This is a genomic window from Nonomuraea sp. B10E15 (genome assembly GCF_039871615.1).
Classification (GTDB): domain Bacteria; phylum Actinomycetota; class Actinomycetes; order Streptosporangiales; family Streptosporangiaceae; genus Nonomuraea.
This window is the reverse complement of record NZ_JBDPMB010000001.1, coordinates 1,396,682-1,412,171: the sequence shown is the minus strand read 5'-3', so window position 1 is coordinate 1,412,171 and position 15,490 is coordinate 1,396,682. Positions and strand designations below refer to the sequence as shown.

The 15,490-nt window shown below is 68.5% G+C and carries 15 protein-coding genes; 6 read left to right on the top strand and 9 right to left on the bottom strand.

What is annotated here, in order from left to right:
- The first annotated feature begins 43 nt into the window (after positions 1–43).
- Together ABGB14_RS06510 and ABGB14_RS06505 are read left to right on the top strand one after the other, a co-directional pair.
- Positions 44–1,768: a DEDD exonuclease domain-containing protein gene (locus tag ABGB14_RS06510; RefSeq protein WP_347642615.1), complete on the top strand. Its 1,725-nt coding sequence runs from the start codon at positions 44–46 to the stop codon at positions 1,766–1,768.
- 17 nt (positions 1,769–1,785) lie between these two features.
- Positions 1,786–2,073 (top strand): Lrp/AsnC ligand binding domain-containing protein, encoded by a 288-nt coding sequence (locus ABGB14_RS06505; protein ID WP_132603442.1) that lies wholly within the window; start codon positions 1,786–1,788, stop codon positions 2,071–2,073.
- A gap of 413 nt (positions 2,074–2,486) precedes the next feature.
- Here ABGB14_RS06505 and ABGB14_RS06500 read toward each other — a convergent pair whose 3' ends face one another.
- From ABGB14_RS06500 to ABGB14_RS06485, 4 genes are read right to left on the bottom strand one after another with little or no spacing between them, the layout of a single operon-like run.
- Entirely contained in the window at positions 2,487–4,148 is a 1,662-nt protein-coding gene (locus ABGB14_RS06500; protein ID WP_347642614.1) for a ubiquinol-cytochrome c reductase cytochrome b subunit, read from the bottom strand.
- Complete coding sequence (locus tag ABGB14_RS06495) at positions 4,145–5,257, bottom strand: Rieske 2Fe-2S domain-containing protein (RefSeq protein ID WP_347642613.1); 1,113 nt, start codon at positions 5,255–5,257, stop codon at positions 4,145–4,147. Before ABGB14_RS06495 ends, ABGB14_RS06500 begins: the two co-directional genes overlap by 4 nt.
- The gene (locus ABGB14_RS06490; RefSeq protein WP_347642612.1) at positions 5,254–6,063 is read right to left on the bottom strand and encodes a c-type cytochrome; all 810 of its coding nucleotides are present in this window, start codon (positions 6,061–6,063) and stop codon (positions 5,254–5,256) included. The genes ABGB14_RS06495 and ABGB14_RS06490 overlap by 4 nt, the downstream gene beginning before the upstream one ends.
- Before the next feature lie 14 nt (positions 6,064–6,077).
- Positions 6,078–6,716 (bottom strand): heme-copper oxidase subunit III, encoded by a 639-nt coding sequence (locus ABGB14_RS06485; protein ID WP_347620840.1) that lies wholly within the window; start codon positions 6,714–6,716, stop codon positions 6,078–6,080.
- 205 nt (positions 6,717–6,921) lie between these two features.
- On the opposite strand from ABGB14_RS06485, the gene ABGB14_RS06480 reads away from it, so the two are divergent.
- Complete coding sequence (locus ABGB14_RS06480; RefSeq protein ID WP_347642611.1) at positions 6,922–7,347, top strand: hypothetical protein; 426 nt, start codon at positions 6,922–6,924, stop codon at positions 7,345–7,347.
- A 6-nt stretch (positions 7,348–7,353) separates the two neighbouring features.
- Positions 7,354–8,400: an anthranilate phosphoribosyltransferase gene (gene trpD, locus ABGB14_RS06475; RefSeq protein WP_347642610.1), complete on the top strand. Its 1,047-nt coding sequence runs from the start codon at positions 7,354–7,356 to the stop codon at positions 8,398–8,400.
- 153 nt (positions 8,401–8,553) lie between these two features.
- On the opposite strand, the gene ABGB14_RS06470 is transcribed toward trpD, so the two are convergent.
- From ABGB14_RS06470 to ABGB14_RS06455, 4 genes are all read right to left on the bottom strand, one after another.
- Positions 8,554–9,777 carry an Ig-like domain-containing protein gene (locus ABGB14_RS06470; protein ID WP_347642609.1) on the bottom strand — a complete coding sequence of 408 codons (1,224 nt, stop codon included), beginning with the start codon at positions 9,775–9,777 and terminating at the stop codon, positions 8,554–8,556.
- A 210-nt stretch (positions 9,778–9,987) separates the two neighbouring features.
- Entirely contained in the window at positions 9,988–10,401 is a 414-nt protein-coding gene (locus tag ABGB14_RS06465; protein WP_347642608.1) for a cytochrome c oxidase subunit 4, read from the bottom strand.
- Positions 10,401–12,062: a cytochrome c oxidase subunit I gene (ctaD, locus tag ABGB14_RS06460; protein WP_347620835.1), complete on the bottom strand. Its 1,662-nt coding sequence runs from the start codon at positions 12,060–12,062 to the stop codon at positions 10,401–10,403. Before ctaD ends, ABGB14_RS06465 begins: the two co-directional genes overlap by 1 nt.
- On the bottom strand, positions 12,059–12,823 hold the full coding sequence (locus tag ABGB14_RS06455; protein WP_347642607.1) for a cytochrome c oxidase subunit II: 765 nt from the start codon (positions 12,821–12,823) through the stop codon (positions 12,059–12,061). Before ABGB14_RS06455 ends, ctaD begins: the two co-directional genes overlap by 4 nt.
- A gap of 217 nt (positions 12,824–13,040) precedes the next feature.
- On the opposite strand from ABGB14_RS06455, the gene ABGB14_RS06450 reads away from it, so the two are divergent.
- Together ABGB14_RS06450 and ABGB14_RS06445 are read left to right on the top strand one after the other, a co-directional pair.
- Complete coding sequence (locus ABGB14_RS06450) at positions 13,041–14,183, top strand: aminotransferase class V-fold PLP-dependent enzyme (RefSeq protein WP_347642606.1); 1,143 nt, start codon at positions 13,041–13,043, stop codon at positions 14,181–14,183.
- The gene (locus ABGB14_RS06445) at positions 14,180–14,425 is read left to right on the top strand and encodes a sulfurtransferase TusA family protein (RefSeq protein ID WP_347642605.1); all 246 of its coding nucleotides are present in this window, start codon (positions 14,180–14,182) and stop codon (positions 14,423–14,425) included. Before ABGB14_RS06450 ends, ABGB14_RS06445 begins: the two co-directional genes overlap by 4 nt.
- Positions 14,426–14,473: 48 nt before the next feature.
- Here the strand turns inward: ABGB14_RS06445 and ABGB14_RS06440 are convergent, their stop codons facing one another.
- On the bottom strand, positions 14,474–15,460 hold the full coding sequence (locus ABGB14_RS06440; protein ID WP_347642604.1) for a carbohydrate kinase family protein: 987 nt from the start codon (positions 15,458–15,460) through the stop codon (positions 14,474–14,476).
- Between the last annotated feature and the right edge of the window lie 30 nt (positions 15,461–15,490).

The window sequence follows — 15,490 nt, the reverse complement described above, 5'->3', positions numbered from 1 at the left end:
CGGTCGTGGTTCCTGTCGGTCGGCCTCTCTATGGTCTTGGTTCGTGGACCCGGTTCAAGGCACTCTCGACGAGCTCGGCACCCCGCTGAGTGACGTCACGTTCGTCGTGTTCGACCTCGAGACGACGGGGGGCGCCCCCGCCGAGGACGCCATCACCGAGATCGGCGCGGTCAAGGTGCGGGCGGGCGAGGTGCTCGGCGAGTTCTCCACGCTGGTCGATCCCGGTGGCCCCATACCTCCGTTCATCTCCGTGCTGACCGGCATCACCGACGCCATGGTCATGGCAGCGCCGCGGATCGACGCGGTGTTGCCGAGCTTTCTCGAGTTCATCCGCGGCGCCACGCTGGTGGCCCACAACGCCGGTTTCGACACCCGCTTCGTCAAGGCCGCCTGCGCCTCGCTCGGCTATCCCCCGCCGGTCAACCCGGTCGTCGACACCGTCGACCTGGCGCGGCGCGTGCTGACCCGCGACGAGACGCCCAACGCCAAGCTGGCCACGCTGGCGAGGTTCTTCCGCAGTTCCACCGAGCCGTGCCACCGCGCCCTGCAGGACGCCAGGGCCACCGTCGACGTGCTGCACGGGCTCATCGAGCGGGCCGGGTCGTTCCAGGTCCACACGCTGGAAGAGCTCAAGTCGTTCGTCCGCGCCCCCACCCCGGAGCAGCAGCGCAAGCGCCACCTGGCCGAGTCCGTCCCGCACGCCCCCGGCGTCTACCTGTTCGAGGACGAGCGCGGCGAGGTCCTCTACATCGGCAAGAGCACCAACCTGCGCAACCGCGTGCGCTCCTATTTCACGGCGAGCGAGACCCGCCCGCGCATCCGCGAGATGATCGGCATCGCCGATCGGGTGCGCCACATCGTCTGCTCGACCGCCCTGGAGGCGGAGGTCAGGGAGCTGCGCCTGATCGGCGGCGCCAAGCCCCGCTACAACCGCCGTTCCCGCTTCCCCGAGAAGGTGGTCTGGCTCAAGCTCACCACCGACCTGTTCCCGCGCCTGTCGATCGTGCGCGAGCTCAAGGACGACGGCGCCACCTATCTGGGCCCGTTCGGCAGCTCCCGCCTGGCCGACGACGCCCGCATCGCCCTGCACGAGGCGGTCCCCCTGCGCCAGTGCACGCAGCCGATCACGCTGCGCACCCGGCGGGCGGCCTGCGTGCTGCACGAGATGGGCCGCTGCGGCGCCCCCTGCGAGGGGAAGACCAGCCAGGAGGAATACGCGGTGCACGCCGAGAGCGCCCGCCGCGCGATGACGCTCGACGCGTCGCCGGTCTTCTCCGCCGTGTCGGCCCGCATGGAGCGCCTGTCGGTGGAGCAGCGCTACGAGGAGGCCTCCATCGACCGCGACCGGCTGGCCGCGTTCGTCCGCGCGGCCGCCCGCATGCAGCGGCTGAGCGCCATCACTCGCATCCCCCAGTTAGTGGCCGCCAGCCCCGCCTTCGGCGGTGGCTGGGACATCCACGTGATCCGCTACGGCCGGCTGGCGGCGGCTGGCGTCATGCCGAAGGGCGCCCATCCGACCCCTTTCGTCGCTTCGCTGACGGCCAGCGCCGAGTCCGTCATTCCTGGTCCCGGGCCCGTCCACGCCGCCAGCGCCGAGGAGACCGAGTGCATCCTGCGCTGGCTGGAGTCGCCGGGGGTGCGGCTGGTGGAGGTCGACGGCGAGTGGAGCCTGCCCGCCCGGGGGGCTGCCCGGCACAAGGCGCGCATCGATCTGGCATACCAGCGGCCTGATCGGCCACGCCCTCGGGAGGGGCGACCTTTGAGGTGAAACGATAGAGTTGTTACATGGTCACGGCTATTGTCCACATCAAGGCAGAGGTAGACCGCATCCCGGAGGTCGCCCAGACGATCGCCGAGATCCAAGGGGTCAGCGAGGTCTACTCCATCACCGGCGAATACGACCTGCTCGCCATGGTCAGGGTCTCCGCGTACGAAGAGATCGCGGAGGTCGTCCCCGGGCGGATCAACAAGGTCTCAGGCGTCCTGCACACCGAGACGCACATCGCCTTCCGCGCCTATTCCAAGCACGACCTCGAAGCGGCTTTCTCCATCGGCTTTCCCGAAGCCGACTGACCCCGCACCCGATCACTTCCTGACGCCCACCCCGGCCCTCACCCCGGCCCTCACCTGGAGCGTTCACCCACCCCGGCGCCTCCACCGCCTCGGAGCGTTCACCACCCCACCCGGCGCGTCCACCCCCGAGCGCTCACCGGCCCCTGACCCCGTGCGCCGCAGCCCGGCCGCCGGTGACATGCTCCCGGGTCCGCCCCCAGGTTCTCCCGCATCGCGTGCTTCTCCTGGGCCCCTGTGATGGTTGCCCCAGGATCCCCACCCGATCCCGGTTCCCGGCCGCGGCAGGGCGTCGTCCCCACGTCCTGCCGCGGTATCGGCCCGTCCCGGCGCCCCACCTGAACCACCGCACACGGCCGCGAACGCCGACGGGCCCGGACGAGCGGTGCTCGTCCGGGCCCGTACGGTGTGCGGCGTCAGCGCGTGAGGCTGTGGTCGTCGTCGGCTGAACCGACGGCGGCGTGCTCCTCCTCGTGCCCGTGCCCGTCCCCATGCCCGCCGTCCAGCGGGATCTTCTCCCCGCCGTACGCCTTGGACATGCGCGCACGCAGCTTGCCCAGGGGCCCGCGCATGCCCTTCGGCGGGATGCCCGAGCCGTCGGGCGCGACCGGGAGCATGAGCACCGGCTCCTTGCCGCGCATGTGCGCCTCGATGTCGTCGGCCGGGGTCGTGTGGACCTCGATGAACTCACCGTGCGGCAGCCGCTTGATCACGCCGGACTCCACACCGTGCGAGATGATCGCCTGGTCGGAGCGCTGCAGGCCGAGGCACATGCGATAGGTGATCATGTACGTCAGCGCCGGCGCCACGAAGATCAGCACCCGTCCCGCGTAGGTCGTCCAGTTGAGGCTGATGTGGAAGAACGCCGAGATCTCGTCGTTGGCGCCGAGCAGCCAGAGGACACCGTAGAACGCGATGGCCGACATGCCGATCGAGGTGCGGTGCGGGTTGTTGCGCGGCCGGTCGGCGATGTGGTGCTCGCGGTTGTCGCCCGTCACCCAGCGTTCGAGGAACGGATAGAGCGCCAGACCGGTCATGATGATGCCCATCGGCACCAGCGCCGGGATGATGACGCTCAACGGCAGCGTGCCGGCATGGGATGTGCCGAAGAGGTTGATCTCCCAGGCGGGCATGATGCGCAGCGCGCCTTCGAGGAAGCCCATGTAGAAGTCGGGCTGCGAGCCGGCCGACACGTCGGCGGGCGTGTAGGGGCCGAACAGCCAGATCGGGTTGATCTGGGCGAACGTCGCCAGGCCCGTGACCACGGCCAGCGTGAACAGGAAGTACGCCCCGCCCTTGGCCATGAAGGCCGGGTAGAACGGCGCGCCCACGACGTTCTTGTTGTCGCGCCCCTTGCCGGGCATCTGGGTGTGCTTCTGCACCCACATGAGCACCAGGTGGGCGGAGATCAACGCCAGCAGGATGCCCGGGATGAGCAGGATGTGCAGCGAGTAGAACCGGGCGACGACATCCTCACCCGGATATTCCCCGCCGAACAAGAAGAACGTGATGTACGTGCCGACCAGCGGCAGCGAGATCGCCACGCCCTCGGTGATCCGCAGACCGGCGCCGGAGAGCAGGTCGTCGGGAAGGGAGTAGCCGGTCAGGCCCTCGGCCAGCGCCAGCGTCAGCAGCAGCACGCCGATGATCCAGTTGAGCTCGCGCGGCTTGCGGTAGGCGCCGGTGAAGAACACCCGGAGCATGTGGACCATCATGCCCGCGACGAACATCAGGGCCGCCCAGTGGTGCATCTGCCGGATGAGCAGACCGCCACGGACGTCGAAGCTGATCTCCAGCGACGACGCGTAGGCCTCGGACATCATGACGCCCTTGAGCGGCGCGTACGAGCCGTCGTAGGCGATCTCCATCATGCTGGGCTTGTACCAGAACGTCAGGAACGTACCGGTCAGCAGCAGGATGATGAACGAGTAGAGGGCGATCTCGCCCAGGAGGAACGACCAGTGGTCGGGGAAGATCTTGCGCATGTTGCGCTTGAGGAAGTTCGCGCCGCCGAGGCGGTCGTCGAGGAATGTCGAGGGCCCGGAGACGGCCTTCGGAACATTCGTGAGCTCGCTCACGTCTGGCCTCCTTCCCTGACCGCGGCCTCGGCGTCACCGCGCTCCCAGTAGCTGGGGCCGACGGGCACCTCGAAGTCGTGCTGGGCGATGAGATAACCCTCGGCGTCGACGGTGATCGGCAACTGCGGCAGCGGCCGGGCCGCGGGACCGAAGATGACCTTGGCACCGTCAGCGGCGTCGAACGTCGACTGGTGGCAGGGGCACAGGATGTGGTGGGTGTTCTGCTCGTAGAGGGCAGCGGGGCAGCCCACGTGCGTGCAGATCTTGGAATATGCCACGATGCCGTCGTGCGTCCAGTTCTGGCGGGTGCCGCTCTTGATCTCTTCAGGACGGAACTTGATCAGGATCAGCGTCGCCTTGGCGAGGGCGTTGAGGTCGTGCTCGTAGCCCTCGGGGACGACCGACAGGATGCCGCCGGGCGAGTTGAAGTCGGCGGCGCGGATCGGCTGGCCCGTGCCCTCGACGACGAGCCTGAGCGGCTTGCCCTCCTTGGTCTTCTCTCCCCAGACGGTGTGGCGCAGCGTCTCGTTGAACTTGGCGCCGGGCATCTTGCTGTTGTCGAGGTCGCGCAGCAGCACCAGCGGCACCAGGCCGAGCGGCGCGGCCGCGAGCAGCAGCGTGCGGCGCAGCAGCTTGCGCTTGACGAAGCCGCTCTCGTTGGCGCCCTGGACGAACGTCTCGGCCACGACGTCGCGGTCGGGGGCGGCGGAGGCCATCTCGTGGCGCTCCTGGACCAGGGAGTATTTCGGCATGATCTGGCGGACCCAGACCACGATGCCGATCGCCAGCCCCAGGATCGCCACGGTCAGGGTGCTGCCCAGCGCGAAGTTGGACACCCCGGTCGCCTCGGGCCCGCCGACCTGGAAGACCACGTAGGAGACGATGAACCCGATCGCCGCCAGGAACGTGATCATGAAACACAGGGCGACGATCTTCTCGGCCTTGCGGGCCTTGGCTTCGTCCTGCAGCGTGACGCCGGGGACCTCCTGGCCGGCCTCCTGCGGCTTCTCGGTGGCGCCGAGCATCGAGGTGCCCGGCGCGGGGGTGCCGATGACGCGCTTGGGAACGCGTTCGTCCGGCTGCTCGATCTCGTGCTCGTTGTCTGTCATGACTTCTGTCGCTTCTTCGCGGTGATCCAGATGGCGGCCAGTGCGAGGGCGCTGAGACCCACGATCCACGCTACGAGACCCTCGGTGACCGGACCGATCCGCCCGAGGCCGAAGCCTCCCGGGTCTTTCTGCGCGCGCACCTGCGTGATGTAGGCGATCATGCTGCGCTTCTCTTCGGGCGTGATCGTCGTGTCGTTGAAGACCGGCATCGCCTGCGGGCCGGTGACCATCGCCTCGTAGATCTGCGTGGGGGTCGCCTCGTTGAGGTTGGGAGCGTGCTTGCCCTGCGTCAGGGCGCCGCCGGCACCGGCCCAGTTGTGGCACTGGATGCAGTTGGCGCGGAACAGCTCACCGCCCTTGCCCGCGTCGCCCAGTTTCGGGTCGACCTGCTCGGCGCCCGGCACCTGCGGGCCGCCGCCGAGCGACTGCACGTAGGCGGAGATCTGCGTGATCTTCTCCGGGGTGACCCACTCCGGCTGCGGCTTGCGCGGCGCCTGGGGCCCAGGGTTGGCGGCGGGCATGCGGCCCGTGCTCATCTGGAAGTCGACGGCCGCGGCACCGACCCCGATGAGCGTGGGCGCCGTCTCGGTGCCCTCGGCGTTGGTGCCGTGGCAGCTCGCGCAGTGCGCCACGAACAGGCTCTTGCCCTCGGCCACGTCGTCGACCTTGCCCGCCGCCAATGCCGCGTCGGCAGGCTTACCCGCCTGGACGAAAGCGGTGTATGCCATCCCGACCAGCGCCAACGCCAAAATCAGGACGGCGTATCTCGCTAGGGGATGCCGCCGCCAAGCGGTGATCCTAGTCACAGAAGTCCCGTTCCTTAACGAATGATGTAGATGGTCGCGAAAAGACCGATCCAGACGACGTCGACGAAGTGCCAGTAGTAGGACACGACGATCGCGCTGGTGGCCTGCTCATGCGTGAAGCGCTTCGCGGCGTACGTGCGTCCCAGCATGAACAGGAACGCGATCAGGCCACCGGTCACGTGCAGGCCGTGGAAGCCCGTCGTCAGGTAGAACACCGAGGTATAGGCGTTGGCGGACAGGGTCGCGCCGTCTGACGCCAGCTCGCCGTACTCGTACAGCTGCCCCGCGATGAAGACCGCGCCCATGAGGAAGCTGACGATGTACCAGAAGCGGAGCTTGCCGACCTGCCCCTTCTCCGCGGCCCACACGCCGAGCTGGCACGTCACACTCGACAGCACCAGGATGATCGTGTTGACCGTCGCGAACGGGATGTTCAGGTCGTGCTCGGGGTTCGGGACCATGAGCGGATTCCACGCCAGGCCCTTCCCCTCGCTCACCGACCGGATGGTGAAGTACATCGCGAACAGCGCCGCGAAGAACATGAGCTCGGAGGACAGCCAGACGATCGTACCGACGCTGACCAGGTTGGGTCTGCGGTACGGCTGGGCTGCCGTCGTCGAAGTTATTGCGGATGCTGTCGCCACGGGCAGCATTATTGCGGCTCCAGTGGTCGGTCCGGCGCACGACCCCCCGTTAGAGGGCACGAACCGCGCACCAACCTGGGATAATTGGGGCAAACCACACCCAAACCGCCCAGCATGCGCGGCACGCGCTCGGGCGGCCTGGGATTGCACACCGCCGCACCGGTACGATCCCAGGTGACCATACTGCTACGACACGATAGTGAGCGCGACAGCGATGTCCACTGGGAGCACCGACGACACGATGAAGGTCCTCGTCTACAGCGACGACGCCGCCACCAGGGCCGAGGTGAGCGCGGCCATCGGCAGGCGCCCGGCCGCCGACGTGCCTTTCGTCGAGCTCGTGGAGTGCGCCACCGAGCCCAAGGTCCACCAGTGGCTGGGCTCCGGCGAGATCGACGTGGCCGTCCTCGACGGCGAGACCCAGCCGGCGGGCGGCATGGGCATCTCCCGCCAGGCGAAGGACGAGGTCTACGACTGCCCGCCCATCTGCCTGATCATCGCCAGGCGCGACGACCGCTGGCTGGCCGACTGGTCCAAGGCCGACGCCGTCGTGTCGCAGCCCCTGGAGCCGATGGTGCTGGCCGACACGGTCGCCGATCTCATGCGCCGCCGCTCCTCCACCCGACTCAACGCTAAGTAGGTGCCCATGGACTCCCGCACGACCTGGCCCACCCTGCTTTCCGCTCTCCTGTCAGGCGAGCACCTCACCTCTGACGAGACGGCCTGGGCGATGCGGGAGATCATGTCCGGCACCGCGACGTCCGCCCAGATCGCCGGCTTCGCGATCGCGCTGCGCGCCAAGGGCGAGACGGTGGCCGAAGTGGTCGGCCTGGCCCGCACCATGCTGGAGCTGGCCACGCCGCTGAGCGTCGAGGGCCCCGTGGTCGACGTCGTCGGCACGGGCGGCGACCGTGCCCACACCGTCAACGTCTCGACGATGGCCGCCATCGTGGCCGCCGCCGCGGGCGCCAGGGTCGTCAAGCACGGCAACCGCGCCGCCTCGTCCTCGTGCGGCGCCGCCGACGTCCTGGAGCACCTGGGCATCCGGCTCGACCTGACGCCCGAGCAGACGGCGCTGGTCGCGCGCGAGGCGGGCATCGCGTTCTGCTTCGCCCCGGTCTACCACCCCGCGCTGCGCTTCGCCGGGCCCACCCGTAAGGAGATCGGCGTTCCCACGGTCTTCAACTTCCTGGGGCCCCTCACCAACCCGGCCCGCCCCGCCGCCCAGGCCATCGGCGTCTTCGACGCCGCGATGCTGCCCGTGCTGGCGGGCGTCTTCGCCGAGCGCGGGGTCTCCGCCCTGGTGTTCCGCGGCGACGACGGCCTCGACGAGCTGACCATCGCCGGCACCTCCACGGTCTGGGTGGTGAAAGACGGCACCGCGACGCAGACCGGCTTCGACCCGTCGGTGCTCGGCATCCCGCGCGCCGACGTGGGCGCGCTGCGCGGCGGCGACGTGGCGTTCAACGCCCAGGCCGTGCACGACCTGGTGCGCGGCAAAACCGGCCCGGTGCGCGACGCCGTCCTGCTCAACGCGGCCGCGGCCCTGGTGGCCCTCGACGGGCCCGGCGACAACCTCGACTCGGCGATGATCGACGGCTACGCCCGCGCGGTGCAGGCGGTCGACTCGGGTGCGGCCGCGGCCACCCTCGACCGCTGGGTCGAGGTCAGCGGCGCCTGCGGCCCCGCCTGACGTCCTGGTCGCCGGTCCTCCGGGATCGCGCTGCCCGGGCGGCACGTTGTGTGGCGCGCCGAGGCCCGCGGCCGGGCGGGAGGCGGGTCTGGCGGCAGGAACCGCCGGACCGGGTGGCGTGACCCGGTCCGGCGGTCGTCGTACGGTGGCCGGCTACGGCAGGGTGACGGTGGGACCCGACTTGATCGAGCTCCACTTGAGCCACTGTTTCCAGCTCTCCTGCCAGTGCCCCCACCCGTTCGTGGGCTCCAGCTGCCGCGGCGAGCCCGTGATGATGATGGGGTCGCCGATCAGCGTGTTCTTGATGAACCACGCGGCGTTCGCCGGGCTGACGTTGACGCATCCGTGGCTGACGTTCGCGTGGCCCTGCGACCCGACCGACCAGGGTGCGCTGTGCACGTACTCGCCGCTGTTGGAGATGCGGACCGTGTTGTAGACCGTCAGCCGGTAGTAGCCCGGGGAGCCGGGCCCGATCCCCGGAGAGGTCATGATCGTCACTGGTTCGCGCGACATGGCCAGGTGGATGCCGGAGGTGGTGTAGTACTTCCACTGCCCGCCCTGGCCGGCGCTCATCGGCATCGTCCGGATCTTCTTGCCGTTGCGCCTGACCGTGAGCACGTGGTTGTTGGTGCTGCCCTTGGTGATCTGCTCGCGGCCGATCTTGAAGTTGAGCCGGACGTCGCGCTTGCCGTACATGCCGGGCCCGCCGCGCACTCCTGCCAGCTTGGCTTCCACCCGCACCTTCGTGTGCGCGGGCCAGTACTTCCGCGGCCGGAAGTCCACGTGGGTGTCGTCGAACCAGTGCCAGGCGCCCTCGACCGGTTTGGACGTGCGGACGATGAGGTTGCGCTCGACGGACACGCGGTCGGCGACCGGCTGGTCGAACTCGATCATGATGGGCATGCCGACGCCGACCGTCAGCCCGGTGTAGTCCTTGTTCGGGGTGATCGTCTTGATGTCGAACGTCTTGTTGCTCTTGACCGTCTTGAACGTGCTCTTCGCCTGGGTCTGCTTGCCCGCGGCGTCGACCGAGAGCGCGGTGACCGTGTAGGTCACGCCCGGCCTCGCCGTGACGGTGCTGCGCCACCGCGTACGGTCGCCGCTCAGGACACCGTCCAGCGAGCCGGACTTGTCGCCCTCCACGCGCACGCTCCTGAGCGTTCCCCCTTGGGCCGACACCACGACGGGCTGGTCCGTGGGCACGTCGGCGGCCTTGTCGGCCGGAGAGAACGTCACAGAGGGCGCTCGCACCCCCGCGCCCGCCATCGCGACTCCGTCGGGCTCGCCCTCCGTGCCGCCCGCCGTGCCGGCTTCCGAGCACGCGGTGAGCAGCGCCAAGGCCAGCAGGCCGGCCGATCCATACGCTACGCGCCCCACGAGTGACTCCCTTGTCCCGCTCCATTGCCTTACCTGATGAGAAATCCGCTCGCTTGGCGCCCCATACCTGGTTAGGGCCATAGAGGCAGTCCACGCAGCAGATTTCTCATTAGTACCCTGAGTGATCGAATGACCACATCCGGACACCGGAAAAGAACACCAAAAAGCGGGCATCCTCCCTCATGGGAGCACGCCCGCCTCAGGTGTGGCTCAGTGCGAGAAGTTACCCCGGTAGTACTGGAACACAAACCCGATCATGGCCATGATGACCAGGAACACGCCGATCAGGAACATCCAGAAACCGATCACGAACCCGGCGAAGGCGAAGGCCGCCGCCAGGCAGAGGAAGAGCGGCCACCAGCTGCTCGGGCTGAAGAAGCCGATCTCCCCCGCGCCGTCGCTGATCTCGGCCTGCTTGCTGTCCTCCGGCTGGGCGCCGATGCGCCGCGCGGTGAACATCAGGTAGTAGCCGACCATGAACGCGAACCCGACCGAGATGGCCATGGCCGTGGTGCCGACCGGCTCGCCTCTGCCCATCGCCGCCTTGGTCCAGAACCAGTAGGCGATGTCGACGGCGGCGAAGAACAGGCCGCACAGCAGGAACAGCCAACCCTGGACCTTCATCAGGCCTCGACCTCCTGGGCGGACTTGGCGGACACGTGCGGATAGTGCAGGTCGAACGCGGGACGCTCGGACCTGATGCGCGGCAGCGACGTGAAGTTGTGTCGCGGCGGCGGGCATGAGGTCGCCCATTCGAGCGAGCCGCAGTAGCCCCAGGGGTCGTCGACGGTGACCTTGGGCGCGCTGCGCCAGGTCTTCCAGACGTTGTAGAAGAACGGCAACGTCGAGGCCCCCAGGATGAACGCGCCCACCGACGAGATCATGTTGAGGTCGGTGAAGCCGTCGGCCGCGCTGTAGTCGGCGTAGCGGCGCGGGAAGCCCACCACGCCCAGCCAGTGCTGGATGAGGAACGTGGTGTGGAAGCCGATGAACAGCAGCCAGAACTGCAGCTTGCCGAGCTTGTCGTCGAGCATCTTGCCGGTGAACTTGGGCCACCAGAAGTAGAACCCGGCGAACATGGCGAACACCACGGTGCCGAACACCACGTAGTGGAAGTGCGCGACGACGAAGTAGGTGTCGCTGATGTGGAAGTCGAGCGGCGGCGAGGCCAGGATGACACCGGTCAGGCCGCCCAGGAGGAACGTCACCAGGAAGCCGACCGAGAACAACATCGGCGACTCGAACGTGAGGTGCCCGCGCCACATCGTGCCGACCCAGTTGAAGAACTTCACACCCGTCGGCACCGCGATGAGGAACGTCATGAACGAGAAGAACGGCAGCAACACCTGCCCGGTCGGGAACATGTGGTGCGCCCAGACCGTGATGGACAGACCGGCGATGGAGATCGTCGCGGCCACGAGGCTGATGTAACCGAAGATCGGCTTGCGGCTGAAGACCGGCAGGATCTCCGTCACGATGCCGAAGAACGGCAGGGCGATGATGTACACCTCGGGATGTCCGAAGAACCAGAACAGGTGTTGCCAGAGCAGCGCTCCGCCGAACTCCGAGTCGAAGATGTGGGTGCCCAGCTTGCGGTCGGCCTCCAGCGCCAGCAGCGCGGCGGCCAGCACCGGGAACGCCATCAGCACGAGCATGCTGGTCAGCAGCACGTTCCAGGTGAAGATCGGCATGCGGAACATGGTCATGCCTGGAGCGCGCATGCAGATGATCGTGGTGATGAAGTTGACCGAGCCGAGAATGGTGCCCAGGCCCGACAGGGCCAGGCCCATGATCCACAGGTCGCCGCCGACGCCGGGCGAGTTGATCGCGTTGGACAGCGGCGTGTAGGCGAACCAGCCGAACGACGCCGCGCCCCCCGGGGTGAAGAAGCCCGAGACCGCGATGATGCTGCCGAACAGGTAGAGCCAGTAGCTCACCATGTTGAGGCGCGGGAACGCCACGTCGGGTGCGCCGATCTGCAGGGGCATCAGCTCGTTGGCGAAACCGGCGAACAGCGGCGTCGCGAACATGAGCAGCATGATCGTGCCGTGCATGGTGAACAGCTGGTTGAACTGCTCGTTGCTGGTGAACTGCAGGCCCGGCTGCGCCAGCTCGGCCCGCATGACCAGCGCCATGACGCCGCCGATGAGGAAGAACGCGAACGACGAGATCAGGTAGAGGTGCCCGATGATCTTGTGATCGGTGGAGGACAGCCACTTGGCGATGATCTGGCCCTTGGTGACGGGCCTGATCGGCGTCCTGAGTGGTTCTTGGATGGCGGTCACTGGGCACTCCCAGCCTGTTGGGTCGCGATGTACTGGTCGAACTCAGCCTGCGGAACGAGCTTCACCGAGAAGAGCATCCGGCTGTGGTCGACGCCGCACAGCTCAGCGCAGCGGCCGGCGAACACGCCTGTCCGGTCGAGCGTCGTGATCTCGAACTTGCGACCCGGGTTGTCCTCCGGGATGCCGGGGAGGATGTCCCGCTTGAACAGGAACTCCGGCACCCAGAACGAGTGGATGACGTCGTCGCTCTGCAGATCGAACTCGATCTTGGTCTTCGTCGGCAGGACCAGCTGGGGGCCCTTGTTGTAGTCGCTCACCGGAACGCCGGAGACCGGCGGCAGCTGCTTGCCGTCGACGGTGGTGGTGAAGCGCCAGCTCCACTGGTATGCCTCGACCTTGACCTTCACCGGCGCGTTCCCGGAGATCTGCTCCAGTCGCTCGCTGTCGCGGGCGGTGAAGAAGAAGAACACCGACACCATGACGAGCGGGATCAAGGTGTAGAGCATCTCGATCGGCAGGTTGTAGCGGACCTGCGGCGGGAGCTCGGCCTTCGCCTTGCGCTTGCGGTGGAAGATGGCCGCCCACACGATCAGGACAATGACGACGGCACCCGTGGCGAGCGCGGCGATCCAGGCCCCGTTCCACAGGCTTTGGACCACATTGCCCTCTTCGGTGATGTGGCCGGGAAGAAGGCCGCGAGACCAGTCGGCCTCGGGGACGTCATTAGCACACGCCGTAGCAGTGGCCAGCAGCAACGCCAAAGCGGCGGCGCGTGGCACCCTGCGCCGGGCCAACGAACGCCGCGTCGTACGGCGAGTCGGACTCACGGATCGCCTACCCCACAGATGTAGCCCAAGAGTCTTTCCCCTGGGCGCGTATTGCTGTTTCTGATTCATGCACAGACTGACAAGCAGACACATTAGCGTGCAGGGGCCTTGCCCCACCGCGCGACCCCTCCATGGCGCCGGAAGTGGGACGATGAGTCTCGTGGCGTATTTCGACGCGGCCTCGAGTGAGCCGCTCCACCCCCAGGCACGCGAGGCGCTGCTGGCGGCGATCGACGTCGGCTGGGCCGACCCCGCGAGACTCTACGGCCAGGCCCGCCGCGCGCACCTGCTGCTCGAACAGGCCCGCACGGAGGTGGCCGAAGCGCTCGGCGCGCGCCCCGACGAGGTGTCGTTCACCTCCTCGGGCACGCAGGCCGTGCATCTCGGCGTGCTCGGCACCCTACACGGCAGGCGCAGGGTCGGGCGTCATCTGGTCACCACGGCCGTCGAGCACTCCAGCGTGCTGCACGCCGGCGGCGTGCACGAGCGCGACGGCGGCACGGTCGAGACCGTCGGCGTCGGCCTGACCGGCCGGGTCGACCTCGACCGCTTCACCGAGGCGGTGGCCCGTCCCGGCACGGCGCTGGCCTGCCTGCAGACGGCCAACCACGAGGTCGGCACCCTGCAACCGGTGGCGGAGGCGGCTGCGGCGTGCCGCGCCAACGGGGTGCCGCTGCTGGTCGACGCGGCGCAGACGGCCGGCCGGATGCCGGTCCCGCCCGGCTGGTCGGTGCTGGCGGCCAGCGCCCACAAGTGGGGCGGCCCCGCCGGCGTGGGCGTGCTGGCGGTGCGCAAGGGCACGCGGTTCCGCTCGTTCCTGCCGGAGGACGAGCGGGAGCGTCGGCGGGTGCCGGGCTTCGAGAACGTCCCCGGCATCGTGGCCGCGGCGGCCGCGCTGCGCGCGATGGCCGCGGAGGCGTCGCAGGAGCAGGCGCGGCTGGCCGAGCTCGTCGGCAGGATCAGGGAGACGGTCCCGAAGATCGTCCCGGACGTGGAGGTGATCGGCGATCCCGACGAGCGGGCGCCGCACATCGTGACCTTCTCGTGCCTGTACGTCGACGGCGAGGCGCTGCTGACCGAGCTGGACAAGGCCGGGTTCGCCGTGTCGTCAGGAAGCTCGTGCACCGCTAGTACGCTTCGTCCATCGCACGTTCTGGAAGCGATGGGCGTGCTGACGCATGGGAATGTCCGGGTGTCGCTGCCCAGGGGCGCTTCCGCGGCCGAGGTCGACCGGTTCCTCGCCGTGCTGCCCGAGCTGGTGCGCCGCATCCGGCAGGACGCAGGAGTCGCATGACCGAGGTTACCCAGCCGGCTTTGACGATCGACGCGCTCGGGAAGAAGTGCCCGATCCCGATCATCATGCTGGCCGCGCAGATCAACCACGTACCGCTGAACGGGGTGGTGGCGGTGCTGGCCGACGACCCGGCCGCCTACACCGACGTGCCGGCGTGGTGCAGGCTGAAGTCGCACCGCCACGTCGGGTCGTACGAGCTGCCCGAGGGCGGCTGGGCGATCCACGTCAGGCGCAACTACTGACCATCCGCGCCGGGCCGTCCCGCCGGGCGGCGGGACGGCGCGCGCCGCTCAGGGGTGGTAGCAGCGGATGTGCTCGGCGATCTCCGCGGCTGCCTCGGCGCCGTAGGCGGCGCCGAACCGCTCGAGGAAGACCTGCTGGCCGAGCTCATATTCCTGGCCGCCGACGCGCTCCAGCACGTGGGTGGCGGTGAGGTTGCCGATCTGCCCGCAGCGCTCCAGCGGCAGGCCCCAGGCCAGGCCCGCGAGGAAACCGGCGCGGAAGGCGTCGCCGACGCCGGTGGGGTCGGCCTTGCCCCGCTCGGGGGCGGGAGCGACCATGATCGACGGCTCGCCCTTGCGGTCGATGACGGCGCCCTTGGGGCCGAGCGTGGTGATCCGGACGCCGACCCGGTCGAGGATCTCCGCGTCGGACCAGCCGGTCTTCTGCTCGATGAGCCCCTTCTCGTAGTCGTTGGAGAACAGGTAGGAGGCGCCGTCGACGAGGGCGCGGATCTGCTCGTCCTCCATGCGGGCGAGCTGCTGGGAGATGTCGGCGGCGAAGCCGATGCCGCGCTGGCGGCACTCCTCGGTGTGGCGCAGCATCGCGTCGGGGTCGTTGGGGCTGATGAGCACCAGGTCGAGGCCACCGGTGCGGGCGGCGACGGGCTGCAGCTCGATCAGCCGGGCCTCGGCCATGGCCCCCGTGTAGAAGGAGGCGATCTGGTTGTGGTGCTCGTCGGTCGTGCACAGGAAGCGGGCGGTGTGCCGGGTCTCCGAGACGTGCACGGATCCGCAGTCGACGCCGTGGCGCTCCAGCCACGAACGATAGTCGGCGAAGTCGTTGCCGACGGCACCCACCAGGATGGGGGTCAGGCCCAGACATCCCATGCCGAACGCGATGTTCGCGGCGCATCCACCGCGACGGATCTGTAGGTCATCGACCAGGAACGAAAGCGACACCCGGTCGAGTTGCTCGGCGATCAGCTGATCGCCGAAGCTTCCGGGGAAGGTCATCAGATGGTCTGTCGCGATGGAGCCGGTTACGGCGATGCGCACGGGGTTCTTCTTCCTCGTTGTCAGCAGGCC

Excerpts from the sequence above, each read along its gene's own strand:
- ABGB14_RS06505 (WP_132603442.1), top strand. The coding sequence starts at position 1,786 with ATGGTCACGGCTATTGTCCACATCAAGGCAGAGGTAGACCGCATCCCG.
- ABGB14_RS06495 (WP_347642613.1), bottom strand. The coding sequence starts at position 5,257 with ATGACAGACAACGAGCACGAGATCGAGCAGCCGGACGAACGCGTTCCC.
- ABGB14_RS06485 (WP_347620840.1), bottom strand. The coding sequence starts at position 6,716 with ATGCTGCCCGTGGCGACAGCATCCGCAATAACTTCGACGACGGCAGCC.
- ABGB14_RS06480 (WP_347642611.1), top strand. The coding sequence starts at position 6,922 with ATGTCCACTGGGAGCACCGACGACACGATGAAGGTCCTCGTCTACAGC.
- trpD (WP_347642610.1), top strand. The coding sequence starts at position 7,354 with ATGGACTCCCGCACGACCTGGCCCACCCTGCTTTCCGCTCTCCTGTCA.
- ABGB14_RS06465 (WP_347642608.1), bottom strand. The coding sequence starts at position 10,401 with ATGAAGGTCCAGGGTTGGCTGTTCCTGCTGTGCGGCCTGTTCTTCGCC.
- ABGB14_RS06450 (WP_347642606.1), top strand. The coding sequence starts at position 13,041 with ATGAGTCTCGTGGCGTATTTCGACGCGGCCTCGAGTGAGCCGCTCCAC.
- ABGB14_RS06445 (WP_347642605.1), top strand. The coding sequence starts at position 14,180 with ATGACCGAGGTTACCCAGCCGGCTTTGACGATCGACGCGCTCGGGAAG.